The following is a 24,215-nucleotide window of genomic DNA, read 5'->3' on the forward strand; positions in this document are numbered from 1 at the left end:
GTGATCAGGCATGCGACGGAACGAACTCGACACGCCGCTCGCTCGGTGAGTGACCCGTCAGCGTGACGGTGGGCCCGTGGGTGGGCAGGTGGGGGTCGGGGAAGGCCGGGTCGACCGGCTCCAGCGTTTCGGTGCGACGGTCGACCGTGCCGTACTCCGGCGGGAACGGCGCGGCGGCCTCGATCTGCTGCTGGTAGAACCCCAGCCACTTGGCTCCGTCGAAGGACGCCGCGGCGATGACGCGGCCGTGGTACCCGTACACCGCGACGAACCGCTCCTCGGCGAGCGTTCCCTGGGCAACAACCAGTTGGTCGCCCAGCGAGGGCACGCCCACGGACTTGATGTTGACGCCGAACTGGGAGGACCAGAACATCGGCAGCCACAGGTGCGGACGGCGATCGGGACCCGCACAGATCATGTTGTGGGCGGCGATCTCGGCCTGTTCGACCGCGTTGCCCCAGTGCTCCAGCGACAGGAACTGGTAGTCGAACAGCGGGTGCGGGCTGCGTGCGACGTCGCCGGCGGCGTAGATGTCGTCGGTGACGATGCCGTTGACGTCGAAGACCCGGCACCCGGCGTCGCACGCGATCCCCCGGGGGCCCGCGGCCAGCCCGGAGCCGGCGAGCCAATCGGTGTTCCTGATGGCTCCGAGCGAGACGACCGCCACCTCCGCCTCGATCGCCGAGCCGTCCGACAGATGGGCGCGCCTGAGTCGTCCGGCGTAGTCGCCTTCCAGAGCGGTGACGCTGATGCCGCAGCGCAGATCGACTCCCTTCCTGCGCTGCAGCCGGTCCGCGACCGCGCCGATCACCCCGCCCAGTGCGCCCACCAGCGGTGCAGGACCGCGTTCGGCGACCGTGACCTCAAGGCCCCGCTCCCGGCAGGCGGAGGCGACCTCGGAGCCCGTGAAACCGGCGCCGATCACCAGCACCCGGGACGGGCTGCCGGCCAGCTTCCGGTCCAGGCGTACGGAGTCGTCGCGGGTACGCAGCACGAATACCCCGTCCAGCGCGGCCTCGTCCGGGTGGATCCAGGGTCGCGCTCTGGTCCCGGTGGTGATCAGCAGGCGGTCGTAGGGGACGGTGTCGCGGTTCGCCAGGCGTACCCGCTTGGCCTGCCGGTCCAGGCCCTCGGCGGCGACGCCCAGACGCCATTCGGCATCGATCTCGCGCCGTCGCGGCAGCGCGGTGTCCTCGGCCCGCGCTCGCCCGAGCAGCGCCTGTTTGGACAGCGGCGGCCGGTCGTAGGGCTCGTACGGCTCATCACCGATCATGGTCAGGGACCCGGTGAAGCCCTTGTCCCGCAGGGTCTCCGCCGCGCGCAGACCGGCCAGCGAAGCACCGACGACGACGATGCGGCCCTCCCGCCGCAGGACCTCGACGTCCGCGTCAGCCGACATGGGGCTCCGCCCCCCTCGTCGGCTCGTCGGAGTAGTCGACAAGGATGGCCTGGACCGGGCAGGCGGCAGCAGCCTCTTCCACCCGGTCGCGCTGCGCCTCGTCGAAGCGAGGGGAGAACAGCAGTGCCTCATCGCCATGCAGGGCGAAGACGTCCGGGGCGAGAAAGACGCACTGCGCGTATCCCTGGCACCGGTTGAGATCGACGACAAGCCTCATGGGGAACCCGCTCCCTGCGCGGGCCGCGGTGTCCGAGCCCCGCAGCCGTCCGCGCTCGGTCCATGTGGTCAGTAGGCATGCCTCACTTTCAGGTTCAGCCCTCCGCAGAGCCCCCGCAAGGCAAGGACAGTGCTGGGCAGGTCAGGCGCCTATGGCACCTCTCGATCGCAGCGGATGTTCGCGCACGTTCTGCAGGACCGGCTCGGCTTGTCGGCGTTAGCGAGGCATGGTGCCGCATCCATCGCGGCTCTCATGGCTTGAGGACGACCTTCTCGCAGTGGTCCTTCTTGTTCTTGAACAGGTCGTAGCCGGTCGGTGCCTCGGTCAGGGGCAGCCGGTGGGTGATCACCGAGGTGGGATCGATCTTGCCCTGCTCGATCAGGCCCAGCAGCGGCTTCATGTACTTGTGCACGTGGCACTGCCCAACGCCCCAACCCACCCACCACACCCACCAGACAGGGGCCCAGAGCTGCGACACCCGCTGGGCGGCGCCGAGGTCTGGGCGGCCCGGTTGCGGGCCTGCTGTGTGGCGGTGCTGAAACCGAGATGGAACTGAAGCGGGCCGCCCGTGCGGGCACCTCCCAGCCGGCTGAGTGACCGGCCGCGAGGCCCGGGGATTCAGGTTGTGGCGGGAATGGTCCAGCGCGGGCAGGCGGGCTGATGGCGGTGGATCACGAAGACCGTGCCGCCGAGGCTGACGAACCGTTCGGTGCGCACCCGGCAGCACGGCTCCTCCCGCACACGGGCCGGGGCGGCCAGGCCCTCACGGGTGCCGGAGCGGAGCGATGTGGAGGGGGGAAGGGTGGGTTGTAGTGGTCCGGGGAGCGGGTTGTAGCGGTGCGCAGGGTAGGACGGTTCGGGCGCAGGAGGCGGCACAGGATCGTGCCATCATGGTTACTGACTGGTAATCCGATGATGTCCAGTCAGTGATCCGTGTAATACCGTAAGGAGTCACCCATGCGTCGACGCATGACCGCCCTCGTCCTGACCGCAGCCTTGGCCGGCGGCGCCCTGGCGACGGTTGCCCAGGTCGCCTCCGCCCAGCCGGCGGCTGCCGCCTCGATCAAGGTCGACCTCAACAAGATGCGCCAGCAGGTCGCCGAACTGCGTCAGAAGGCCGACCGACTGGACCGCGCGGGCCAGCACGACGCGGCGCGCAAGACCCGTGCCCAGGCCGACGCGCTGCAGCGCCGGATCAACCAGATCGAAGCGGCCGAGCGGGACACCACCCACCGCTTCTGATCTCCGGCGCCCTCGGCGGTCGCCGGTTCCGGCGGCCGCCACGCAGGTGCCAGTGGGCGGCGGCGTCGGGGCCGACGATCGTGGGCCAGTGGTCGCGCAGGCCGCCGCGTCCGACCCGGCCCGTCCAGCAGACCGCGCCCCGGCGCGGCCCTCGCGAGCCGCTGCCCGCCGCCGATCAGCGGCGACCGCTAGCGTGCGGCGCAGCCAGGACGGGTGACCAGGGAGGGTTTTGCGTGGGTGGCAGTGGATGGGCGGAAACCGGGCCCTACCAGGAGGATCTGGGAGCGGCATTCCGTCAGGCTCAGGCGCGGGAGCTGGCGAAGGACGATCACGGTTTTCCGGGGCAGAGCATCAGTGAGCTGTGGCGGGACGAGGACTGGCAGGAGTACATCCTGACGGGAGGCACCGGCACAGTGCTCGACTTCTACGCGCTGATCGACGCCGAAGGCGGCGACGACGTCGCCATGATGCGCCCACTGACCGGGGGCGAAGTCCGAAGCTGGGCTCCCAACGGCCGGCCCACGCGCGAACAGTGGGAGGCCGCGCTACCGCAACTCCTGAACCCTGTCGGCCGAGGAATCGGCCGGTGCACGGTGCTGTACCAAGATGGCGAACCAGCCGAGATCGCCTACTGGGGCTGTACCGCGGACTAGGGCGCGTATTCGGTCGTGATCAATCTGCCCGATTCACCTTCGCGGCGGGTCCCGATCCGGTAGACCGTAGTGCGTGACACGAGCGCAACTTACGGATGCGGAGTGGGTGTTGATCGAGCCGTACTTGCCGATCGGCGAGTACGGCCCGTACCCGGAGCGGCTGCGGCAGCAGTTCGAGGGCGTGATCTGGCGATTCCGGACGGGCGGGCAGTGGCGGGAGATGCCGAAGGAGTTCGGTGCGTGGTCAACCGTCTCCAATCGGTTCCGGCAGTGGAGGGACGCCGGTGTCTTCGAAGCTCTGATGGAGGGCGTGATCGCGGAAGCCGCGAAGCGCGGCGAGGTGGACTTGTCCCTGGTCAGTGTGGACTCCACCACCGTGCGCGCTCACCACGACGCCGCCGGGATGCACCTCGATTCCGACACCATGGCCGCCCTGGAGAAGGCTGCCGAGGAGGCGGAGAAGGCCCGGCAAAAGGGGGAGGCCCGGAGGAACAAGACGGGCGGGACGCCTCAGGTGACCCGAAACGGGCAGAACGGCGACGCATCCGGCGCCGGCGCAAGCTCCGGCTGAAGGAAGCCCTGCTCGGGCGCTCCAGGGGTGGGCAGACCAGCAAGATCCACGTTGCCGGTGAGCGCAAGTGCCGCCCGCTGGTGTTCATCCTGACTGAGGGCCAGACCGCGGACAGCCCGCAGTTCATCCCCGTGCTGAAGAAGGTCCGGGTCCGGGTGCCGGTCGGCCGTCCTCGCACCCGGCCCGACGCGGTCGCCGGGGACAAGGCCTACTCGTCCCGCGGCAACCGTGCCCACCTGCGCAAACGCCGCATCAAGGCGGTCATCCCGGAGAAGAAGGACCAGGCCGCCAACCGGAAGAAGAAGGGCAGCCGGGGCGGCCGGCCTGTCAGCCACGACGCCGAGCTCTACAAGGAGCGGAACACCGTCGAGCGCCTGATCAACAAGCTGAAGGCCTGGCGAGGCATCGCGACCCGGTATGACAAGACCCCGGAAAGCTACCTCGCCGGCCTCCACCTCCGCGGCGCAATGATCTGGATCAAGGACCTCACCCGAACCCACTGATCACGACCGAATACGCGCCCTAGGTCATCTGAGACGGCACTGGCGGTTTCGCGTCTGGAACCAATCAGCCGACGATCTGAGCCGACAACGATGAAAACGTGCCACGGATGAATTCCGGCCGTCCTAGGATTCTCGCACCACGCCCTGCGCGACAGGTTCTGCGACATGCGCCCCCGGGCCCAGACGACAACAGCATCACGCCCGCAGCCGGCTCAAGCACATCGACGACGAGCCGGCCGGGGAAGCGGCGGCGTAGCGGGCGGGGTCGTTGAACGCGATGGCGTCGACTGTCTGGTGCTGGTCGACGCCATCGGTGCCTGCCGGATAGCTCTTGAACTGTCATCAGAACGTCGGGCCGGTGGTCACTGGGGTCGTGGGAAGTGCCGGTCGAGGATCTGCATCCAGGTCGGCAGGCCGACGAAGCGGCTGGTGTCGTCGGCCTGGGCCTGGACGAGTTCGAGGAGGGCTGCGGCGAACGGGGCAACGAGCCGGCCGACCGTCCACCGGCACGTCCGCCACCGTTTCGATGGTGGAAGCCGTGCACCCGCCCCACCGGCGTACCGCACGCGGGAGACGGCATTGGATCCTCCCGGGTGCGCGCGGTCACCCGAATCACACCACACTCGCCCGTCACGCCCTCGACCGCCAGCGCCGACAACCCCGAAAACACCACGTCCACAAGCCCATTGAATCTCGCACACCACGCCAAAGATGCCGGTCACCTCTGCTTACCACCGATTGCGGGACAGAACCGGTCACCGTACAGACCCAGGCTTGCGGAGCCCACCGGCCGGCGGGTTGGTTCCTCGGGGGGACGAAGGCTGACTCGTGTGCTGCGCCGTTCGGGTGATGCTGCGTCGAGGGCTCTTGCTGACTGTGTGAGCGTCCTGCACGGTTTGCTGTATTGGAATCGGCGGGTTGCCCATCCCCCGGAGGAACGTGGCAGGGATGGGCCGCGCCGGTCTTTCGCTGGGGCGTCGGCGTCGCGGGGCGGCAGCCGAGATTCCCGCGGGGAGGGATCTCGTTCTCTCAGTCCGGTCTGTCAGGCGTGCCGCGGGGACTGCTCCGGGCTGGGCCGCCTGTGCTGCCGTGCCTGCGGGCGCGGCCGGAGGGAGGACGGCGTGAACGCTGGACCAGAACCGGGACGTGGGCGCTGGCCCTCCCCGATAGTGACCGGGGCGTCGTCGGCCCTGGACCGCTCGGCGGCGCCGGCGGCCACCGCTCCGGTGGCTACCGTGCCGGTGGGTGCGGGTCCGGTGGGGGTGGTCATCACCCCCAACGGCCGGTGGGCGTACGTCAGCGACTTCGGTGACGGCACCGTCAAGGTGATCAGCACGTCGACCAGGGCGGTCACCGCCTCGATCGACGTGGGCTCCGGTCCCTGGGGTCTCACGGCCACTCCGGACGGGCGGCAGGTGTACGTGGCGAACTACGCCGCGAATACCGTCCAGGTGATCGACACGGCCACCAACACGGTCAGCGGCGCCGTCACCGGCATGGCCAACCCGGTTGGGCTGGCCGCCACCCCGGACGGCAGCCGCGTGTACGTGGCCTGCCAGGGCCTGAACAGGGTGCGCGTGATCGGCACCGCGACCCTGACGGTCCTCGGGGAGATCGCCGTCGGCACCGGGCCGCGGAACGTCACGGTCTCCCCCGACGGGCGGCACGTCTACGTGAGCGAGGAGGGCGACAACGCGATCAGCGTCATCGACACCGCCACCGGCACCGTCACCGCCCGCCTGACCGGCTTCCTCTTCCCCCGGGTCTGCGCCGTCACCCCGGACGGACGGTACCTGTACGTCCCCAACTACGGCGGCAACATCGTGGACGTCATCGACCTGGCGACCGGCACCATCATCGCCGCCATCCCGGGCTTCAGCCTTCCCTTCATGGTCGCGATCACCAGGGACGGCACGCTCGCCTACGTCTCCGACAGCGGCAACGACACCGTCAGCGCCATCGACACCGCCACCCACACCATCGTGCGCACCTACGGCGGACTGAACACCCCCTACTTCCTCGCCGTGACCCCGGACGACCTGCAGATCTACGTCGTCAACAACGGCGCCAGCACCGTCAGCGTGCTCCCCGGGCTCACCGGCCTGTTCCCGGACCAGGGGCCCACCGGCGGCGGGACACCCGTCACGATCATCGGGACCCACCTGACCGGGACCACCGCCGTCCACTTCGGCAACCGGCTCGCCACCCACGTCGTGGTCGTCGACGACAACGAGATCACCTGCGTCACCCCGGCCGGCCAGGGCGTCGTCAACGTCACCGTCACCACCCCCGGCGGCACCAGCTTCCCCGTCCCGTTCTACTACATCCCCCCGCCCCGTATCACCGCGCTCCACCCCAGCGCCGGACCGGTGGCGGGCGGCACCACCGTCACCATCGAGGGCCGCAACCTGCAAACGGTCACCACGGTGACCTTCGGAACCGCCACCCTGGTCCCGACCGTGCTCTCCGACAGTCAAATCACCGTCACCACCACACCCGCGGCGCCCGGCACCGTCCCTGTCGTCGTCACCACCGTAGGCGGCGTCGCCGATGACGCCACCTACACCTACCTCGCTCCCCCGTCCGCCACCGCCATCAGCCCGGTCACCGGCCCCGCGGCCGGAGGCACCACCGTCACCCTCACAGGCACCGGCCTGGCCACCACGACCAACGTGGCCTTCGGCACCACCTCCGCCGCCTTCGTCGTCGTCTCCGACACCCTGATCAACGCCACCGCCCCCGCGCACACGGCGGGCGCCGTCGAGGTGACCGTCGCCACCCCCGGAGGCAGCGCCACCGCACCCGAGCCCTACACCTACACCTGAGGACCCCGGCGCAACGGCCCGGGGGCAGCGGCTGGGAATCGCCGGGGCCCTGACCCGTCGAAGCGTCCAGCGCGGTGGGCTGTATCGGAATCGGCGGGCTGCCCGTCCCGGCCGCAGGAGCGTGGCAGGAATGGGCAGCGCCGGTTCTTCGCTGGGTCGCCGGCGTCGGCGGGGCGGCGCGACGGCGCGACGGCGCGACGGCGCGACGGCCGAGATTCCCCCAGAGGGCCGGATCTCGTTCTCTCGGCCCCGACCGTCGGGCAGGCCGCCACTCCTCCGGGCTGGACCGCCTGCGCTGCGCCGGCTGACGTGACGACGCCGGCGCCAGGTGTCCACGATCTGCTGGGCCACCGCCCCCACCACCAGGGCGCGCGGGGGCCGGGCTCCCTGTGGTGAGGGGCCCGGCCCGGTCTGCGGTTGGTCTCAGTCAGGCGCAGGGGAGCAGTGCCGTCCCCCTGCTCGCGGTCAGGTGTAGGTGTAGGCGCCGGGGAGGGTCGCGGTGCCGGCGGCGGTAGTGATGGTGACGTCGGCGGGGCCCGTGGTGGGGCGGGGATGTCGATGGCCACGGTGGTGTCGGATCCGACGCTGAACCGGGTGCGGATGCCGCCTACGGCGGCAGTGGTCGTGGTGGCCAGGTGCGGGCCGGTGACATTGTGTTCTTGCCGAAGACGGAGCCGGTGGTGGTGCTCAGGCCGCTGAGGACCGGTGGGTCGAGGTAGATGTAGGAGACCGTGCCGGTGGTGAGGCCGCCGCCGGTAGTGACGGTGAGAGGTAGCGCGCCCGTGGGGCCGCGGTGTCGGCGGCGGTGGAACCCTGGTCCGGGGAGACAGGCGTGGACAAGCTCCTGGTGTGAGTGGCCGGCCCGCCGGACGCGGTGACGGTAGGTCGGCCATCCGGGGGCTGCCGGTGCAGGGGGCTGGTGTCAGATACCGGGCGCGGGGAGTCGGGTGTAGGGGTTCGCGGCGCTGGGGCCGCCGGGGGTGGTGACGGTGACGCCGACCGGACCGGCGGGGCCGGGCGGGGCGTCGGCGACGAGGTGGGTGTCGGAGACGACAGTGAACGCCGCGGGCACCGCGCCGAAGAGCACCTGGCTCGTCTGAGCAAGGCCGGTGCCGGTGAGGGTGACGCTGTTCCCGCCGGAGACGGGACCTTGGCTCGGGCTGAGCGCGGTGACGGTGGGCGCGGCCAGGTAGGTGTAGGTGACCGCGGCGCTGGTGCCGCCGACGGTGGTGACGGTGACACCGACCGGACCGGCGGACCCGGCGGGGACCACCGCGGTGATCTGGGTGTCCGAGACCACGGTGAACGCCCCGGCGGGGGTGGACGCGAAGCGCACCGCGGTGGCCTCGACGAGGTGGGTGCCGGTGAGGGTGACGGTGTTCCCGCCCGCCAGCGGGCCCGCGGCCGGGGTGACACCGGTGAGGACCGGGGCGGCGACGTAGAAGTAGGCGCTGGCGAGGGTGCTCGCGCCGCCCGGGGTGGTGACGGTGACGCCGACCGGACCGGCGGATCCGGCGGGGGCCACAGCGGTGATCTGGGTCGGGGACACGACGGTGAAAGCGGCGGCCGCCGCGGCGCCGAAGGCGACCGCGGTGGCTCCGGTGAACCCGGTGCCGGTAAGGGTGACGGTGTTCCCGCCGAAGGTGGGCCCCTGGTTGGGGCTGACACCGCTCAGGACGGGGGCCGCGGAGTAGGTGTAGGGGATCCCGTTGCTGGTGCCGCCCGCCGTGGTGACGGTGACCTGCACGGTGCCGGTCCCGGCGGAGGCCACCGCGGTGATGTGGCTGTCGGAGACGACGGTGAACGAGGTCGCGGGCAGCGCGCCGAAGCGCACGGCGGTGGCGGTGGCGAAGCCGGTGCCGGTGAGGGTGACCGTCGTACCTCCGGCCGCCGGACCCGAACTCGGGGCCACCGACGCGAGAGTGGGGAGCGGGGCGGTGGTGTAGGTGAAGGGAACGCCGTTGCTGGTACCGCTCCCGGTGACCACCGTGACCTGGACCGTCCCCGTCCCCGGGGGTGTCGTCGCGGTGATCTGCGTGCCGGAGACGACGGTGAAGGAGGCCGCCGCGGTCGTACCGAACAACACGGCGGTCGCGCCCGTGAACCCGGTGCCGGTAAGGGTGACCGTCGTACCCCCGGCCGCCGGACCCGAACTCGGGGCCACCGACGCGAGAGTGGGGAGCGGGGCGGTGGTGTAGGTGAAGGGGACGCCGTTGCTGGTACCGCTCCCGGTGACCACCGTGACCTGGACCGTCCCCGTCCCCGGGGGTGTCGTCGCGGTGATCTGCGTGCCGGAGACGACGGTGAAGGAGGCCGCCGCGGTCGTACCGAACAACACGGCGGTCGCGCCCGTGAACCCGGTGCCGGTAAGGGTGACCGTCGTACCCCCGGCCGCCGGACCCGAACTCGGGGCCACCGACGCGAGAGTGGGGAGCGGGGCGGTGGTGTAGGTGAAGGGGACGCCGTTGCTGGTACCGCTCCCGGTGACCACCGTGACCTGGACCGTCCCCGTCCCCGGGGGTGTCGTCGCGGTGATCTGCGTGCCGGAGACGACGGTGAAGGAGGCCGCCGCGGTCGTACCGAACAACACGGCGGTCGCGCCCGTGAACCCGGTGCCGGTAAGGGTGACCGTCGTACCCCCGGCCGCCGGACCCGAACTCGGGGCGACGGAGGCGAGGGTCGGTCCGGAGGTGGTGCTGTAGGTGTAGGTGACGAACTGGGTGCTGATGCCGCTGGGGGTGGTGACGGTCACCTGCACCGTGCCGGTCCCCGGGGGTGCGGTGGCGGTGATCTGGGTGTCGGAGACGACGGTGAAGGACGCCGTGATGGCGCCGAATCGCACGGCGGTCGCACCGGTGAAGGCGGTGCCGGTCACCGTGACACGGGTGCCGCCCGCAGCGGGCCCCGAAGCCGGCGAGACGGAAGTGACGACGGGGGTGGCCACGGACAGGGGCCGCGCGCCGGACGAGGCGCGCGATGGGGCGGGGTGGTTCAACAGGTGCTCCTTCGGCAGCGGCCGGAGCCTTGGCCCGACCCGGGTTGCGGGCCGGGGCTGGTGGGGGTGGGCGCGGGTGGACGCCGACCCGGTCGGGGGAAGGAGCACCCCCCACCGGGTCGGCGGTTCACGGGCCGTCGTGGTGACCGGACGTCAGCGGCCCGGTCGCCCGGTCAGATGCCGGGGCCGGCGACGTAGGTGAAGGCGCCGGTGCCGGTGGCGCTGCCGCCGGTGGTGGTGACCACGATGTCGGCGGCGCCGGCGGTTCCGGGCGGGGTGACCGCGGCGATCTCGGTGTCGGAGACGACATCGAACGGTGCCGGGGCGCCGCCGAAAGTGACCGACTGGGTGGTGGTGAACCCGCTGCCGGGGATGGTCACCGCGGTGCCGCCGGAGGTCGGCCCCGCCGCGGGGACCGGGGTCCCGATGGTGGGCCCGTCGACGTAGGTGTAGGACAGGCCGTTGTTGGTGCCGCCCGCGGTGGTGACGCTGACGCCAACCGACCCGGCCGCCGTGCCCGCCGGCACGGTGACGGTCAGCTGGCCGTCGCTGACCACGGTCGGGGTCGCGGAGGCACTGCCGAAGTGCACGGCGGTGGCGGTGGACAGCCCGGTGCCGGTGATGGTGACGGTGTTGCCGCCCGCCGTCACGCCGGAGGTGGGGCTGATGCCGGCCTTGAACGGCGCGCCGATGTAGTAGAACGACAGCGGGTTGCTGGTGCCGCCCGGGGTGGTCACGGTCACCGGAACCGTGCCGTTGCCGGACGGGGAGATGACGGTGACCGAGGTGGCCGTGTTGGCGGTGATGGTGCCGAGCTTGGAGCCGAAGTGCACGGCGGTGGCACCGCTGAGGTTGGTGCCGGTGATGGTGACGGTGGTTCCGCCTCCGGTCGATCCCTGGTTGGGAGAGATGGGCATGGCGCTGCCTCCTTGGTTGGATGGGTGTTGCGAGGGCATGACGAACCGCGACCGCATGGTCGTGTTCGCCGCTGGTGGCGACGGATGTCGCGTGAGGGGGCCTGCGGCCGAGGGCGTCGGCCGGGCCGTCAGCTGCAGCCGGGCACGCTGCCTGACGGGGCACAGTTGTCCGGGGTGTTCCCGCTGATCGTGCTGACCAGCGTCGTCACGCCGCCGGAGTTGACGTAGATGCCACCGCCGCTGTCGGTGGCGCTGTTGCCGGTGACGGAGCTCGTGGTCAGCGACACCGCGCCGTTGTCGGTGTAGATCCCGCCCCCGGCGACTGCGGTGTTGCCGGTCACGGAACTGGCGACCAGGGAGAGCGTGCCGCCCAGGTTGGCGATCCCGCCGCCCGGATAGGGCGTCACCGCGCTGCCGCCGCGGATGGTGACCCCCGCCATGCTGAGCTGGCCGTGGGTGTCCGGCACGTTCGAGGCGCCCTCGACCTGGAGGATCCGGAAGGGCGGCGCGCCCGGGTCTCGGGCGATGGTGTTCCCCAGGCCCAGCAGGGTGATCGGGGCGGTGACGGGCGGCAGCCCCACCGGTCCGTCGGGTCCGCCGCCGTGGGCGCTGGTGAGCGTGTAGGTGCAGCCCGGCGTCAGCGCCAGGATGTCCCCGCCGACGGCGTTCGCCGCGTTGATCGCCGCCACCAGAGCGCGCTCGCTGCACAGGACGGGTGTCTGGGCATGCGCGGTGGCCGGGACGGCGGCCAGGCCCACGCCCAGGACGCAGACACCGAGGACGGCTCGCCAGGTGCGGACAGTTGGCATGACGCCTCCACAAGAGGTTGCGCGAGCCACCGCACCATCCGGTGCCGACCAGCGGCACCGGATGGCGAACCACGTCCTTCCCCAGGGGAGCCCAGCGGGCACCAACCGCCCGGAAGCACAGTCGCGTCACAGGCGGGCCGACGTCCACTCCCCGGAGAGGATGGGCGGCCCACCGGATTGACACCACCAGTAAGCCGTCGGAGTGAGCCAGCCACAAGAAGGTTGACGATACGTCACCGTAATGGAGCAGCACGTGACGGCCGTAGCGTCTCGCGTGCACCACCGGCCACGCACAGCCCCACCACCGGCCACGCACCCAGAACGCCGCACACACTCCCCAAGAACCCGACCGCAGCGGCACCGCGCCGCGGTCTGAGTAGAAAATGCAGCCGCGCTCCAGGCCACCGCGGCCAGCCGCCTTCCACAGCGCGGCCACCGGCAGCTCGGCGCGGTGGTGGCTGGTGGACCTGGCGCTGGCGCCCGAGCACCGGCGCGGGCACGGTGCTCTATACGGCGCGCTGAACCGGGGCCGCCTGGACACCAGTCGGCTGCTGGACCGCGCTGGCTGGCCTGTCGCTGCCGCGGGCCGCCGGCGGGCGTCTGGTGCTCGCGGTGGACGTCTCCCCGTGGCTGCGGCCGGGCGCCGGGACCTGCCCGGACCGCTCGTTCTGCCACACCTATGGCCGCGGCGACGCCAAGCACCAGATGATCCCTGGCTGGCCGTACTCGTTCGTCGTCGCGCTGGAGACTGGCCGCACCTCTTGGACCGCCGTCCTGGATGCGGTGCGGCTGGAGCCCGGCGCCGACCTGGCCGCCGTCACCACCGCCCAACTCCGCAACACCGTAGGCCGGTTAATTGAGGCGGAACAGTGGACGGCGGGCGATCCGGAGATCCTGGTGGTGATGGACGCCGGCTACGACGCCCCGCGCATCGCCCACCTGCTCGGCGACCTGCCGGTGCAGGTCCTCGGCCGACTCCGCTCGGACCGGGTGATGCGCCGGCCGGCGCCCAGCCGCGCGGAGTTTGCCGCGGGACAGCGGGCGGGACAGTCCTCGACCGCACCGGACGGGGACGGCGGCGAGCAGCACGACGCCCTGGACGGCCCGGACGGCGGCGAGCACGGGCAGCGAGCCGGACACCGACGAGCGGCCAGGCGGCAGCCGCCGATCCGATCTGACAGGAGGACAAACCGGTGCGTGTCACAAACCATTGCCCGTGACGCGCACCATCCGGCCCCCGAAAAGATCCGCCAGGACCGCACGGTGCCCACCCCGCCCGCGGCCCCGGGCGCGCTGCCGCCGAGGACGAACGCGGCGATCGTCTCGTTGACCGCCATCGCGTGCTGGGCACCAGAACGGCCGGCGCCCCGAGCCGTGCCGCCCATCTCCGGGCGGGGCAGGCCGAGCACCTGCCCGGCCGCCCCCAGCCCGGCAGAGCCTTCGAGCCGCCAGGTCTTATGCCGGTCCCGGGTGTTGCCGTCGGAGGCGACCAGGCCGTGCAGCGCGAGATCGCCGAGCGCCTGCCGGATCACGGTGTTCGACGCCGCCCGGGGGCGCAGCAGTCCGTCTTCCGGACGGGCACCACCGCTTATGACGGTGTCGCGGAGCTGCTGTCCTGGCCCGCCCGCCTCGACCTCGCAGCGGGCCACGGTGCCCGGCCCTCGCGTTGCGAGCGGTGGCGAGGCGGCTCGGGAGCCTACGGACGTGAGGTCAGATGTTGGGATCGGCGGTATAGGTGAACGTTCCGGCAGAGCTGCCGCCGGGGCCCGTGATGATGACGTCGACGGTGCCGTCGGCTCCGCTGGGCGGGGCGGTGGCGGTCAGGGTGGTGTCGGAGACGACCTCGAACGGTGCCCGGATGCCGTTGAAGGTGACCTGGTCGGTGGATGCGAGGCCGGTGCCGGTGATGGTCACCTGGGTGCCGCCGGCGGTCGGTCCGGCGTTGGGGCTGACGCCGGTTTCGGTGGGCGGGTCAACGTAGGTGTAGGACAGCCCGTCGGTGCTCCCGCCGGGGGTGGTCACGGTGACGGCGACACCGCCCGGCGCCGGGGCACCGGCGGCCCTGACCGTGATCTGGGTGTCGGAGACGGTTTGGATGACGGCTCGGGTGGGGCCGAAGTACACGTCGATGGCTCCGGCGAGGTTGCGGCCAGTGATGACGATCTCCTGGTCGCTGCCTGCGACGGGGCCCGCGACGGGGCTGATGTCGGTGAGGGCGGGGACCGGTGTGTAGTAGAAGGATCCGAGGGTGCCGGTGCCGCCCGGGGTGGTGACCGTCACGGGGACGGCACCGGATCCGGCGGGGGTGAGGACGGTCATCGATGTCGTTGTGTTGGCGGTGATAACTGCCTGGGCGGTACCGAAGTGCACGGCGGTGGCGTTGGCCAGGTTGTGGCCGGTGAGAGTCACGGTGGTCTGCCCTCCCGTGGACCCGTGGCCGGGGATCACGGTCGTCGCCATATCGCTGACGCTATTTGCAGGCGCGTTGGTCACGTAGGCGTGCGTACCGTCGGGGAAGACCGCGATAGCGGTGGGGCCGCCTCCCACGCCGCTGTTCTCGACGACGGTGTTGGTGGCGGTGTCGATCACACTCACCGTGCCCGGGCCGGAGTTCGCCACGTACGCGTGGGAGCCGTCCGGGCTCACTGCCACGAAGCGCGGCTGGGCGCTGACACCGACGACGGCAGTGACCGTGTTCGTTGCGGTGTCGATCACGCTCACCGTGGAGTTGCCGACGTTGGTGACGTAGAGGTGAGCCCCGTCGGGGGTAAGCCCCAGCAGGATGGGGACGGGACCGACGGTGATCGTGGCGGTGACGGTGTTGGTGGCGGTGTCGATCACGCTGACGGTATTCGAGGCGAGACACGCGACGTAGGCGCGAGTCCCGTCCTGGGTAATGACCAGGCCGGTCGGGCCGTCCCCGACGGTGATGGTGGCGGTGACGGTGTTGGTGGCGGTGTCGATCACGCTCACCGTGTTCGTGGTCTGCCGTGTCACGTAGGCGCGGGCGCCGTCCGGGGTGAGCGCTACGACCGTCGCTCCCGCCCCTACGGGGATGTCCGTGACGATGGCGTTGGAGACGGTGTCGATCACGCTGACGAGACCGTCGTCGTAGACGGTCACATACGCCCGGGTGCCGTCCGGACTGATCGCCACGAAGGTGGGACCGGCCCCCGCGGCGATGGTGGCGGTGACGGTGTCGGTGGCGGTGTCGATCACGCTCACCGTATTCGAGCCCCGGTTGGCCACATACGCACGGGCCGCATCGGGGGTGAGGGCGACTCCCTCCGGTGTGTCACCCACGGGAATGGCGGTCCCTGCCGCGAACGCGGCATTCAACCCGGAGCGACGCACCTGGGCAGGCAGCAGCGGCGAACGCGATGGAAGGGTGAACATGACACTCCCTGAGGTAGGTGGGGGCGCTCTTGTCCCGCACACGGAAATGTCTGCTCCACCGCATGGGCCGGCAGCAGGCAGGCAACCGGCCCAAGACCGGACCGGCGAAGTACACGCCGTGCCAAGTACCCTCCCCATGAAGGCTTTTAACATCCGCTCGATATGTCCAATTTTCCGATGACCGCCTTTTCGGGGCCTAATTCGAGCGCTCGCTGGGCCGCGATGGCCGTCTCGGCGGCCAGGCTTGTCACCGCGTAGAGAGTCTTGATGGTGGTCTTGCCGGTCTTGCGGGGGCTGCACACGAGGGGGGTGGCGTGGGTCTTGCTGACCACCGACCCCTTCACCGCCGCCGCATCCTTGAGCGCGGCGGCGGTCAGGCAGACCATGCCGTCGCCGCCACCTCCGGAGGCCGCGAGCGCCCGCTTCCAGTTCCTCGCCTCGCTCATCAGCATGGACGCCAGCCACGACTGGCGCCGCGCCCCCTGGCCCGGCGAGTTCCTCCTCGCCTCCTGTGGGGCTACGACCACACCGGCCTGGCCGCCGAGATACAGCAGAAGATCACCACCGCCTGGCCCCTCCTGCGCGCTGGCGCCTTAGGCAGCGACATCGCACGGGCCCAACGCGAGCACTGCGGTGCGGGTGCGCTCGAGCCAGCTCATGACCTGGCGCAGCGTGGTGGGGTCGAAGTGGTGGGTGAGGTCGCGGACGGCTTGGTGGTCGTCGTCGGTGAGGGTGTGGAGGCCGGCGCGGTCGAGGCCGGTGTAGAGGGGTCGAACCCCGGCGTCGGACACGTCATTTGGTGCTCGGGCTACTGGCGGATCTGCCGCGCAAGCTGCTTGACCCTGGCCGAGCACGCGGGGGATGCCACGCCGGACGGCATGCAGCACCTGCTGCACCGCGCGAAATGGAACGCCGACGCGGTCCGCGACGACGTGCGCGCCTACGTGGTCGAGCACCTGCACGACGACGAAGCGGTGGCCGCGGTGGGCGACCAGGTGGGCGGGATCCGCGGTCAGAGGTGCTGGGTGCCGGGGATGGATGGGGAGGTCGGCCCAGACGGTCTTGCCGTGCCAGTGCGGCCCCCAACCCCAGTTGCGGGCCAGCTGCTCCACGATGAGCAGTCCGTGCCCGTGGATGGCGTCTCGACGGGATCGGAACTGGTCGCGGAACTCCTCCGGTCCCCGAGCTGCCCACTGGTGAGAGCGGGTGTACAGGCCTTGCCGCCCACCTCGCCTACACCGCAGGCCAAGGCGACGAACGGCGCCGGCTGCGGGCGTTCATCGATCGGCACCGCCCCGGCGCCGGAGACGAGCAGACCGCGGCGCAGCTGGCGGCCTGCGCCCGGGGGTGGGAGCAGGCAGGCGAGGGCGGGCCGGGCCGGACGTGGCCGCCAACCCCGTCCAGCAAGCCGCCGTCCTCTCCGCCCACCCCACGGCCGGCTGCGCCCGGTCGGGGTGAGCCCGCCCCTCTGGCAGCGGCCACCTGGGGTTCCCCACGGACGGCCAGTTGCGATGTAACAGTCGGTGACGAACATGTGGGTGGCCGAGGCGCACGCCAGCCATCTGTTTCGGGCCGCACCGAAGCGGCCGCTCAACGGGCAGCGAGGGATGGATACACCCGCGGGAGGTGTGTCTGGCGGTCGGGTCTACGTGTCCCGTCCTGCGGTGAGGCGCTGAAGTAGGTCGAGCAGGGTTGCGCGGTCCGCGTCGGACAGGCTGGAGAAGCAGGCGGCGAGCACCTCGTCAGCAACCTTGTGGCCGACCGTCAGGACTTGCTCGCCGGCGGGCGTGAGGTGGTGCTCGATGCGCCGGCCGTGTCCCGGTCGGCGCTCCACGAGGCCCTGTGCTGCGAGGCGGCCGACGAGGGTTCCGAAGGCCTGCCCGGTCTGAAATGTCGCCTCGGCCAACTCGCGGGCCGACGCCCCGGGTGAGCGACTGATCGCACGCAGGGCATCCCACTGGGCCAGCGTCGTGCCGATGGCCGAGAGCGCGCTGTCGAGCGCCCGATGCTGTCGATACTGGGCTTGTTTGACCGCTCTGCCGAGTTCTTGCAGCTCACCATGCATGGAGCGAGTCTACGCCATAACCAAGCTAGCTTATATAAAGATGTTTAGTTATGGTGGTGGGCATGCCCACAGACGCATCAGCCGAGTCCGCTGACCTGTCCCTCACTCTGTCCGAGGCCGGAGCTGGCAGGCCGGTCCTCATCCTGCACGGCGGCGGAGGCCCCGCCACAGTGGCCGGCCTCGCCCAGCACCTCTCCCGCATCGCCCACACCATCACGCCTGTGCACCCCGGCTGGGACGGCACCCACCGCCCCGCATGGCTCACCGGCATCGACGACCTCGCCCTCGCCTACCTGCACACCCTGCGCGAACGTCGACTGCGCGACGTTCTCGTCGTCGGCTCCTCGCTCGGGGGCTGGATAGCCGCCGAGATGGCCGTACGCGACAGCGCGGGAAGCATCACCGGCCTTGTCCTGATCGACGCCGTCGGCGTGCAGGTCGAGACGGAACCGATCACCGACTTCTTCGCCCTTGACGCCCGCGGCGTTGCGGAGTACTCCTGGCACGACTCAGACCGGTACCACCTCGACCCGGCCGACATCCCGGCCGAAGAACTCGCGCGCAGACAAAGCAACATGGCCACCATGCGCATCCTCGCCGGCGACCCCTACATGCATGACCCCAAGCTGCTGCGTCGGCTCGGACATGTTCAGACGCCTGCCCTCCTGCTCTGGGGTGAGAGCGACCGCATCGTCACCCCCGCCTACGGCGCGGCGTACGCCGACGCCTTCGGCAACGGCCGACTCGAGGTCATCCCCGAGGCCGGCCACCTCCCGCAGATCGAACAACCGGAAGCCACCTTCGCTCTGATCGACGCCCACCTGCGCCGGACGAGCGACCCGTCCCATCAACAGTGAGTAACCATTGACGGCCAGTTACCCCACCATCAACCGGCCACCAGTGGGGAATCGCAACAACTGGCCGCTGACACCCCTCACATCCGAGCTGCGGTGCGATCTCGCCCCCGGCCTGCAACCTCCCGGTGACCAGCTCGCCGAGCTGCGGCACCGTGGACGGCCTGCCCGGCAGCCCTCTGTCTCCTGTCTCCCCGTCGTCCCCGAGATCGTCGTCGAGATCCTCACCGACCAGGACCGGCCAGAGTCCGGCCGCTACCGCCGCCGACCCCGTACCACCCGGGTCCGAGCCGGCCCCACCCCGAATTGCTGACGCCCGGGAAGTCTGCAGTTCGGCCGGGGCACTGGGCGGCGCTCGGCCGAGATCGAGCACGCGCAAAATGCGCTGCGGAACGGGGTGGCGCGCGAGTCCAAGGGGGGTGACCCGCGCGCCGCCGATCCGCCCGCGGCCACCGGCTACCCCCGATAGTGCGGCCCATGGCCTTGGGTTCGGGACACGGTGATCCGGCGGCAGCCGGCCCCCCGTGGCGTCGGCCCTCAACCGGGTGCGCCGCTCTCGCCTCCGGCCTCGACCGCTTCGACGACCCGCTGGTGGTAGGCGGCGAGGCTCTGGCCGGCGGGCGGGAACAGCGGGGTGCCGTCGAGGGTGTACCACTCGTCGGCGCCGCGGTACTGGATAGCGACCCACGCCCGGCCGTCGGGCAGGCCGGTGGTCACGACCGTGAGGTCACCGGTGATACAGCCGACCTCGACGGTCATCACCCCGCCCGGGCCGGCGCACACCTGTGCCTCGTACCGTTCTCCGGACGCCGGGACGGTCACTGCGCGCAGGTGTCGAGCATGTCGGACAGGGCCTGCCTCTCGCCGGTGGTGACGTTGAGCCGGTAGTGGCTCTTCACCTCCACCCACGTTCTCTAGTGCTGTCAACCCATCCCCGCTGGTCAGCCCGAAGTCTGCTGATGAGGTACGTGAGGCACCTGGGGACCGCAGATGATGTCGCCGCCAGGCACTGAGCCTTTTCAGAGCGGCCACCGATCGGGTGACGGCGGTGCTGTTGGCGTGAGAAGCCGTTATCAATCCGGGCATGATCGTTTGATTTCCGCTGCTCAGGCATGGCGTCGGCGGGAGGGCGGTTGGGGTGGCGGCCTCTCTACGCGGGGGCGCGAGGTCGTGGCTGGCTGAGTCAGTCGAGGTCGTCCTCCCGGTCTGGTGCGTCAACCAGCGGGGCGGGCAGGAGTATCAGCGCATAGAGCAACTGGAAGCTCAGGATGCCCACCACCGGCCATAGCGGGTGCACGATCCGCAAGCACAGGGCGAGGAAGCCGCCAATCGCGAAGAGGCCGGTGGCGGCCGTCGCGGTCGCCCATCGGCTGGCCCGCACCGGCGCGATGACGGTCAGCCATCCGAGTGAGGGCAGGACCCCCAGCAGGCCGTACAGAACGCCTCCCATGACAACGTCGTCGGCGTAGGTGTAGGCGGTGTCGGGGCGCACCGCTGGGAGGACCAGCATGGTCAGCACGAACAGCACCAGGTACCGGCCGGCTGCCCGCAGGAACCAGGCCGACCCACTCTCTAGCCCCGTCATCGTTCCCCCTCTTGTCGGCGCGATCATCATGCCAGATATTTTGAACGCGTTCAGAGTCGGGGCGTCCCGGGCTCCAGCGCATGGCGTCCCACCCGCCATTGCACGCTGGAGCGGACGTACCGTCCGGGTTTCGCTGAACGGGGCAGGGTCAGCCTGCGACGGTCTCGGCGTGCCGGTGGAGCGCGTCCAGGAGGGCGGTCTGCTGCTGGGTCAGCTTTCCGTCGGTGCGGGCCTTGTCCTGCTTGCGCAGCCAGGTGCCGGGTCGGAAGGTCGGGTCCGCTTCGCCGCCGGTGCGGTTCGCCGGGTCGGCCTCCTCCGTCATCCGGTCGATCAGCGAGTAGAAACGGGTGAGTTCCTTCGCGGGCCGGTCCCCGGGATACTGGTCGCCCATGGATGAGGTCAAAGTCATCGTCGCCCATTCCGAGCGCGCGACTCTGCGCGTCGGCGACGTGTTCCTGAAGGTGGACGCCGATCAGGCGCGCATCGACGTCGAGGTCGAGGCTATGTCCCTCGCGCCGGTCCCGACCCCGGAGGTTCTGTGGCGCAAGGCGCCCGTCCTCGCGATCGCCGCACTCTCGGGGACGGTGCTCGGCCGTCTCGGTGAGCCGTCAACCGCGTCGCCGGCGGCGTGGGCCGCGGCGGGCGCCGCCATCCGGAAGCTGCACGAAGCACCGTTGCCGCCCTGGGCCGGTCGGCGCCGCCGGAGTCCCGACGAGTTGGTGGCGGAACTCGACGGCGAGTGCGACTTGCTGGTGACGAACGGCATCCTGCCCGCCGACCTGGTCACCCGCAACCGCCAGGTCGCCGAGGCCGCGCTCCGGCCGTGGATTCCGGCGTTCACGCACGGCGACCTGCAGATCGATCACGTCTTCGTCGACGGCGACGAGGTCACGGGCATCATCGACTGGTCCGAGGCGGGCCGGGGTGATGCCCTGTTCGACCTCGCCACCTTGACGCTCGGACACGAGGAGCACCTCGACGACGTCATCGCCGGTTATGGCACCGATGTCGACCTCGACGTGATCCACGCCTGGTGGTCGTTGCGAAGCCTGCTGGGGGTTCGCTGGCTGGTCGAGCACGGCTTCGACCCCTTCGCGCCGGGCTGTGAGGTCGACGTGCTGAGATCCCGGATGTGAGGCTGTGGGGGCCGGACTGGCCACGTATGCGTTCTGACGCATCGAGCAGGCCATCCCCTGGAGCGCATCGCTTGCCCTTAGAGGTCGCGCAGATAGGTGCTGCGGGGGCGCCGCACGGCTGCGAGTGGACACCGTCCGCTTCGGCCGGATCGACACCCCACTCCTGCACTCGCGGCCGGGGCTGGACTCCAACGACGCGATCACCGCCGCCGGGTCGATCACTCCTTTCGGCCGCTTCGGCACCGCCGAGGAAGCCGCCGCCTCGGCCCTTTACAACGGAGCGTCCGTCTGCTGGCATGCCGGGGTCGAGAAGGCGGCGAACGCAGCGTCCAGCAGTTTGCCGAGGTCCTCTTGGCCGTCGCTCGCACCCCATTGCCCGAGGACGATCCACAAGATTTCGAGCGCCGCCGCTACGCGAACGTTGGCGATGACCGATGACCCGTCGGTCGAGGAGGTTGTCTTCTGCAGTCGGGCGACGATCTCTGGTCGCCATTCAGCCTGCTTCTCGCGGAGGCGTGCGCACAGGGCTGGGGTCTGCTCGATGAGGCCGAGGATCGTCACGAGTTCCTGAACGTCGCCCACGAGGAACCTCACGGCTGACTCCAGGGCGTTGCGCAGCCTGCTCCAGTCGTCCTGGTTGGCCCGCTCGGCATCGAGCGCGTCAGTGATGACGCCACCGACAGGGTCGAAGACGAACAGGACCACGTCTTCCTTGGTGCCGAAGTAGCGCAGGAAGGTGCTCCGCGACACTCCGGCGGCTTCGGAGAGGTCGGCGAAGGTGACCTGGTTGAAGCCGGTGAGGCAGAACCGGTTGAACGCGACGCGGGCCAGCTCTGCTCGCACCGCGTGGCGGCTGATCTCACGGGTACCGACTGGCGCTGCGCTCATGGGGACGAGTGTACTCCGACACACTCGTTTGCTTCTTCGGATGCAGGTTTCTAATCTGATACTCAGTGTCAGTCACGATGCTGAGATTCGCGACACTGTCCCCAGCCGGCGGCCCGGTCACGGACCGTCCCTCAACGCGATATGGAGCCACCTCATGAGCTACGAAGGCCTTCCCGCCCTGACGATCGACGTCTCGGACGGGGTCGCGACAGTGACAATCGATCACCCGCCGCTCAATCTGATGGACGCGGTCCTCCTGCCGTCACTCCGGGCATTCGTCGCACGTGTGCGGGACGATGCCGACGTCCGCGTCATTGTCTTCGAGAGCGCTGACCCGGAGTTCTTCGTTGCGCACGGTGACATGGCGTACCTCACCGACCCTGACGCGCTGCCTGCAGCCACTCGCGCTGCGATCGCGGCCGCGCCGGGCTCGACCGTCCCGGAAGGCCTGAACATCCTCCAGGCGATGAGCGAGGAGGTCCGCTCGCTGCCGCAGGTCACCATCGGCAAGCTGGCGGGCTTCGCGCGCGGCGCGGGCAACGAGTTCTTCATGTACCTGGACATGCGATTCGCGGCAATCGGCAAGTCGGGGCAGGGGCAGCCGGAGTCCTTGATGGGGATCCTCCCCGGAGGCGGCGGCACGGTGAATATGACGCGCCTGGCAGGAAGGGCCCGCGCGCTGGAGCTCATCCTCGGCGCCGAACTCGTGGGTGCGGAGCTCGCGGAACGGTACGGCCTGATCAACCGTGCCCTGCCCGCCGCAGAACTCGATTCCTTCGTCGACACCCTTGCCCGACGGATCGCCGGCCTCCGGCCGGAGGTGATCTCCATCACGAAGGCTGCGGTCGACGCGGTCGCGCAGCCGATTCCGCATGCGGCGTATGCCGTTGAGAACGAGGGCCTGTTCGCGGCGTTCGGCGATGAGGTCACCGAGCTCGCCCACAAGCTGCTCGCCGCTGGTATCCAGACCCGCGAGGGCGAACGGGACCACGAGCGCATCGCCAACAGCATCTGAGTGCCCAAGCTCTCGCCATCCGTGCGCAGAGGCTTCGTGGGAAGAGTTCCTCAGCCATTGCCGGCACGCGCGTTGTCGAGTGGTCAGGTGGACCACCCTGGTTCGCCGGGCCTGTCGGGACCACGACCGGCTGAAGCGCCGGAAACGGCGGGCAGGTGAGTGGATGGCACAAGTAGCCGTAAGCTTGACAACGCTGTTCGGCCGCGCGGATAGGCGCGGTTGGGAAGGTAGGTAGCCGAGCGGGCACAGGTCCCGTTAATCATGGAGTTGCTGACGCTCTGTGATCACCGAGGAGACCCGTGCCTGCGCTTCCATCATGGCTGACCGAGCCGCTCTGGGACCAATTCGCGGTCCTGCTGCCCGAGCGGCCGGAATACCACCCGGACCATCCACTTGGCTGCCACCGCCGACGCATCAGCGACCGGATCATCTTCGACAAGATGCTGCAACTGCTGCGCTTCGGCTGTTCTTACGAGGCGATCGCCGACACAACCTGCTCGGCCACCACGATCCGCAGCCGCCGCGACGAATGGATACGACTGGGCGTCTTCGCTCGACTCAAGCAGATCGCGCTCGACGCCTACGACCGGATCGTCGGTCTCGTCCTCGACCAGATCGCCGTAGACGGCTCCATCACCAAAGCTCCAGGAGGCGGTGAGGTGGCCGGGCGTTCCCGGTCGACCGCGGCAAACAGGGCCCGAAACGCTCGAACATGACGGACGGATACGGCATTCCACTGGGTCGTGTTCTGGCCGGCGCCAACTGCCATGACTCCCCGCTGCTCGCCCCGACCCTGGACCGCCTGGACGACCTGGGTCCGTTGCCCGACAAGATCACCGTCCACCTGGACGCCGGCTACGACTCGAACAAGACTCGCACGATGCTCGACGAACGCGGCCTGCACGGCCGCATCGCGCACAAAGGCGAGAAGGCGCCCGTCCGGGCCAGTCAGCGCTGGCACGTCGAACGCACCCATGCATGGCAGAACGCCTTCCACCGGCTCGCCCGCTGCTACGAGCGGCGCGCCCCCGTCGTCAACGCATTCTTCGACCTCACCGACACGATCATCACCGTGCGCAGCCTGATCCGGCGAGCATGGATGACTCATCGCTGGGACGAACGCCCGAACCGCCGACCATGACCGC

At 70.3% G+C, this 24,215-nt stretch carries 20 protein-coding genes and 5 pseudogenes; 10 read left to right on the forward strand and 15 right to left on the reverse strand.

Features of this window, described 5'->3' with window-relative positions; all coding sequences use genetic code 11:
• Positions 1-4: 4 nt before the first annotated feature.
• From BOQ63_RS02435 to BOQ63_RS02445, 3 genes and pseudogenes are all read right to left on the reverse strand, one after another.
• Positions 5-1,399 carry an NAD(P)/FAD-dependent oxidoreductase gene (locus tag BOQ63_RS02435; RefSeq protein ID WP_072653280.1) on the reverse strand — a complete coding sequence of 465 codons (1,395 nt, stop codon included), beginning with the start codon at positions 1,397-1,399 and terminating at the stop codon, positions 5-7.
• Positions 1,389-1,616: a ferredoxin gene (locus BOQ63_RS02440; RefSeq protein ID WP_030556398.1), complete on the reverse strand. Its 228-nt coding sequence runs from the start codon at positions 1,614-1,616 to the stop codon at positions 1,389-1,391. Before BOQ63_RS02440 ends, BOQ63_RS02435 begins: the two co-directional genes overlap by 11 nt.
• A gap of 250 nt (positions 1,617-1,866) precedes the next feature.
• Positions 1,867-2,040: pseudogene (locus BOQ63_RS02445) on the reverse strand (glutathione-dependent formaldehyde dehydrogenase); the annotation flags it as partial.
• A 533-nt stretch (positions 2,041-2,573) separates the two neighbouring features.
• Here BOQ63_RS02445 and BOQ63_RS02450 point away from each other — a divergent pair.
• From BOQ63_RS02450 to BOQ63_RS02460, 3 genes and pseudogenes are all read left to right on the forward strand, one after another.
• On the forward strand, positions 2,574-2,858 hold the full coding sequence (locus tag BOQ63_RS02450) for a hypothetical protein (protein WP_454130910.1): 285 nt from the start codon (positions 2,574-2,576) through the stop codon (positions 2,856-2,858).
• 233 nt (positions 2,859-3,091) lie between these two features.
• On the forward strand, positions 3,092-3,511 hold the full coding sequence (locus BOQ63_RS02455; RefSeq protein WP_072653282.1) for a hypothetical protein: 420 nt from the start codon (positions 3,092-3,094) through the stop codon (positions 3,509-3,511).
• Positions 3,512-3,584: 73 nt separating this feature from the next.
• Positions 3,585-4,585, forward strand: a pseudogene (locus BOQ63_RS02460) (IS5 family transposase).
• A 362-nt stretch (positions 4,586-4,947) separates the two neighbouring features.
• On the opposite strand, the gene BOQ63_RS02465 reads toward BOQ63_RS02460, so the two are convergent.
• Positions 4,948-5,151 (reverse strand): hypothetical protein, encoded by a 204-nt coding sequence (locus tag BOQ63_RS02465; RefSeq protein ID WP_072653283.1) that lies wholly within the window; start codon positions 5,149-5,151, stop codon positions 4,948-4,950.
• Positions 5,152-5,841: 690 nt separating this feature from the next.
• Between BOQ63_RS02465 and BOQ63_RS02470 the strand changes: the two genes are divergently transcribed.
• Positions 5,842-7,410, forward strand: coding sequence for an IPT/TIG domain-containing protein (locus BOQ63_RS02470; RefSeq protein WP_454130908.1), 1,569 nt, complete (start codon positions 5,842-5,844; stop codon positions 7,408-7,410).
• 922 nt (positions 7,411-8,332) lie between these two features.
• Here the strand turns inward: BOQ63_RS02470 and BOQ63_RS02475 are convergent.
• The 3 genes from BOQ63_RS02475 to BOQ63_RS02485 form a co-directional block, all read right to left on the reverse strand.
• A complete protein-coding gene (locus tag BOQ63_RS02475) occupies positions 8,333-10,513 on the reverse strand; it encodes an IPT/TIG domain-containing protein (RefSeq protein ID WP_499503351.1) in 2,181 nt (726 codons plus the stop codon).
• A 65-nt stretch (positions 10,514-10,578) separates the two neighbouring features.
• Positions 10,579-11,322 carry an IPT/TIG domain-containing protein gene (locus BOQ63_RS02480; RefSeq protein ID WP_030556430.1) on the reverse strand — a complete coding sequence of 248 codons (744 nt, stop codon included), beginning with the start codon at positions 11,320-11,322 and terminating at the stop codon, positions 10,579-10,581.
• 128 nt (positions 11,323-11,450) lie between these two features.
• The gene (locus BOQ63_RS02485; protein WP_454130904.1) at positions 11,451-12,131 is read right to left on the reverse strand and encodes a hypothetical protein; all 681 of its coding nucleotides are present in this window, start codon (positions 12,129-12,131) and stop codon (positions 11,451-11,453) included.
• 458 nt (positions 12,132-12,589) lie between these two features.
• Between BOQ63_RS02485 and BOQ63_RS02490 the strand changes: the two are divergent.
• Positions 12,590-13,178 (forward strand): annotated as a pseudogene (locus tag BOQ63_RS02490) (transposase); the annotation flags it as partial.
• 663 nt (positions 13,179-13,841) lie between these two features.
• On the opposite strand, the gene BOQ63_RS02495 reads toward BOQ63_RS02490, so the two are convergent.
• The 3 genes from BOQ63_RS02495 to BOQ63_RS02505 form a co-directional block, all read right to left on the reverse strand.
• Positions 13,842-15,434: an IPT/TIG domain-containing protein gene (locus BOQ63_RS02495; RefSeq protein WP_046385673.1), complete on the reverse strand. Its 1,593-nt coding sequence runs from the start codon at positions 15,432-15,434 to the stop codon at positions 13,842-13,844.
• A gap of 239 nt (positions 15,435-15,673) precedes the next feature.
• Positions 15,674-15,979, reverse strand: coding sequence for a hypothetical protein (locus BOQ63_RS02500; RefSeq protein ID WP_030556434.1), 306 nt, complete (start codon positions 15,977-15,979; stop codon positions 15,674-15,676).
• Between the two features lie 141 nt (positions 15,980-16,120).
• The gene (locus BOQ63_RS02505; protein ID WP_030556436.1) at positions 16,121-16,318 is read right to left on the reverse strand and encodes a hypothetical protein; all 198 of its coding nucleotides are present in this window, start codon (positions 16,316-16,318) and stop codon (positions 16,121-16,123) included.
• A 5-nt stretch (positions 16,319-16,323) separates the two neighbouring features.
• On the opposite strand from BOQ63_RS02505, the pseudogene BOQ63_RS02510 reads away from it, so the two are divergent.
• A pseudogene (locus BOQ63_RS02510) lies at positions 16,324-16,537 on the forward strand (transposase); the annotation flags it as partial.
• Between the two features lie 635 nt (positions 16,538-17,172).
• On the opposite strand, the gene BOQ63_RS02515 reads toward BOQ63_RS02510, so the two are convergent.
• Entirely contained in the window at positions 17,173-17,592 is a 420-nt protein-coding gene (locus BOQ63_RS02515; RefSeq protein ID WP_030556438.1) for a MarR family winged helix-turn-helix transcriptional regulator, read from the reverse strand.
• A 62-nt stretch (positions 17,593-17,654) separates the two neighbouring features.
• Between BOQ63_RS02515 and BOQ63_RS02520 the strand changes: the two genes are divergently transcribed.
• Positions 17,655-18,449 (forward strand): alpha/beta fold hydrolase, encoded by a 795-nt coding sequence (locus tag BOQ63_RS02520; protein WP_079183473.1) that lies wholly within the window; start codon positions 17,655-17,657, stop codon positions 18,447-18,449.
• 534 nt (positions 18,450-18,983) lie between these two features.
• Here the strand turns inward: BOQ63_RS02520 and BOQ63_RS02525 are convergent.
• From BOQ63_RS02525 to BOQ63_RS02535, 3 genes are all read right to left on the reverse strand, one after another.
• Complete coding sequence (locus BOQ63_RS02525; protein ID WP_305953113.1) at positions 18,984-19,229, reverse strand: hypothetical protein; 246 nt, start codon at positions 19,227-19,229, stop codon at positions 18,984-18,986.
• Positions 19,230-19,629: 400 nt separating this feature from the next.
• A complete protein-coding gene (locus BOQ63_RS02530; protein WP_143174603.1) occupies positions 19,630-20,061 on the reverse strand; it encodes a hypothetical protein in 432 nt (143 codons plus the stop codon).
• 118 nt (positions 20,062-20,179) lie between these two features.
• A complete protein-coding gene (locus BOQ63_RS02535) occupies positions 20,180-20,422 on the reverse strand; it encodes a helicase associated domain-containing protein (protein ID WP_030556446.1) in 243 nt (80 codons plus the stop codon).
• Here BOQ63_RS02535 and BOQ63_RS02540 point away from each other — a divergent pair.
• Positions 20,421-21,167 (forward strand): phosphotransferase family protein, encoded by a 747-nt coding sequence (locus tag BOQ63_RS02540; protein WP_072653287.1) that lies wholly within the window; start codon positions 20,421-20,423, stop codon positions 21,165-21,167. The genes BOQ63_RS02535 and BOQ63_RS02540 overlap by 2 nt on opposite strands.
• Before the next feature lie 270 nt (positions 21,168-21,437).
• Here BOQ63_RS02540 and BOQ63_RS02545 read toward each other — a convergent pair whose 3' ends face one another.
• On the reverse strand, positions 21,438-22,055 hold the full coding sequence (locus tag BOQ63_RS02545; RefSeq protein WP_072653288.1) for a TetR/AcrR family transcriptional regulator: 618 nt from the start codon (positions 22,053-22,055) through the stop codon (positions 21,438-21,440).
• Between the two features lie 154 nt (positions 22,056-22,209).
• On the opposite strand from BOQ63_RS02545, the gene BOQ63_RS02550 reads away from it, so the two are divergent.
• Both BOQ63_RS02550 and BOQ63_RS02555 read left to right on the forward strand, forming a co-directional pair.
• A complete protein-coding gene (locus tag BOQ63_RS02550; RefSeq protein WP_072653289.1) occupies positions 22,210-23,070 on the forward strand; it encodes an enoyl-CoA hydratase/isomerase family protein in 861 nt (286 codons plus the stop codon).
• 299 nt (positions 23,071-23,369) lie between these two features.
• A pseudogene (locus BOQ63_RS02555) lies at positions 23,370-24,211 on the forward strand (IS5 family transposase).
• Positions 24,212-24,215 lie beyond the last annotated feature (4 nt).

The sequence above is a fragment of the Streptomyces viridifaciens genome (assembly GCF_001888885.2).
In the GTDB taxonomy this organism is placed as follows: Bacteria; Actinomycetota; Actinomycetes; order Streptomycetales; family Streptomycetaceae; genus Kitasatospora; species Kitasatospora aureofaciens.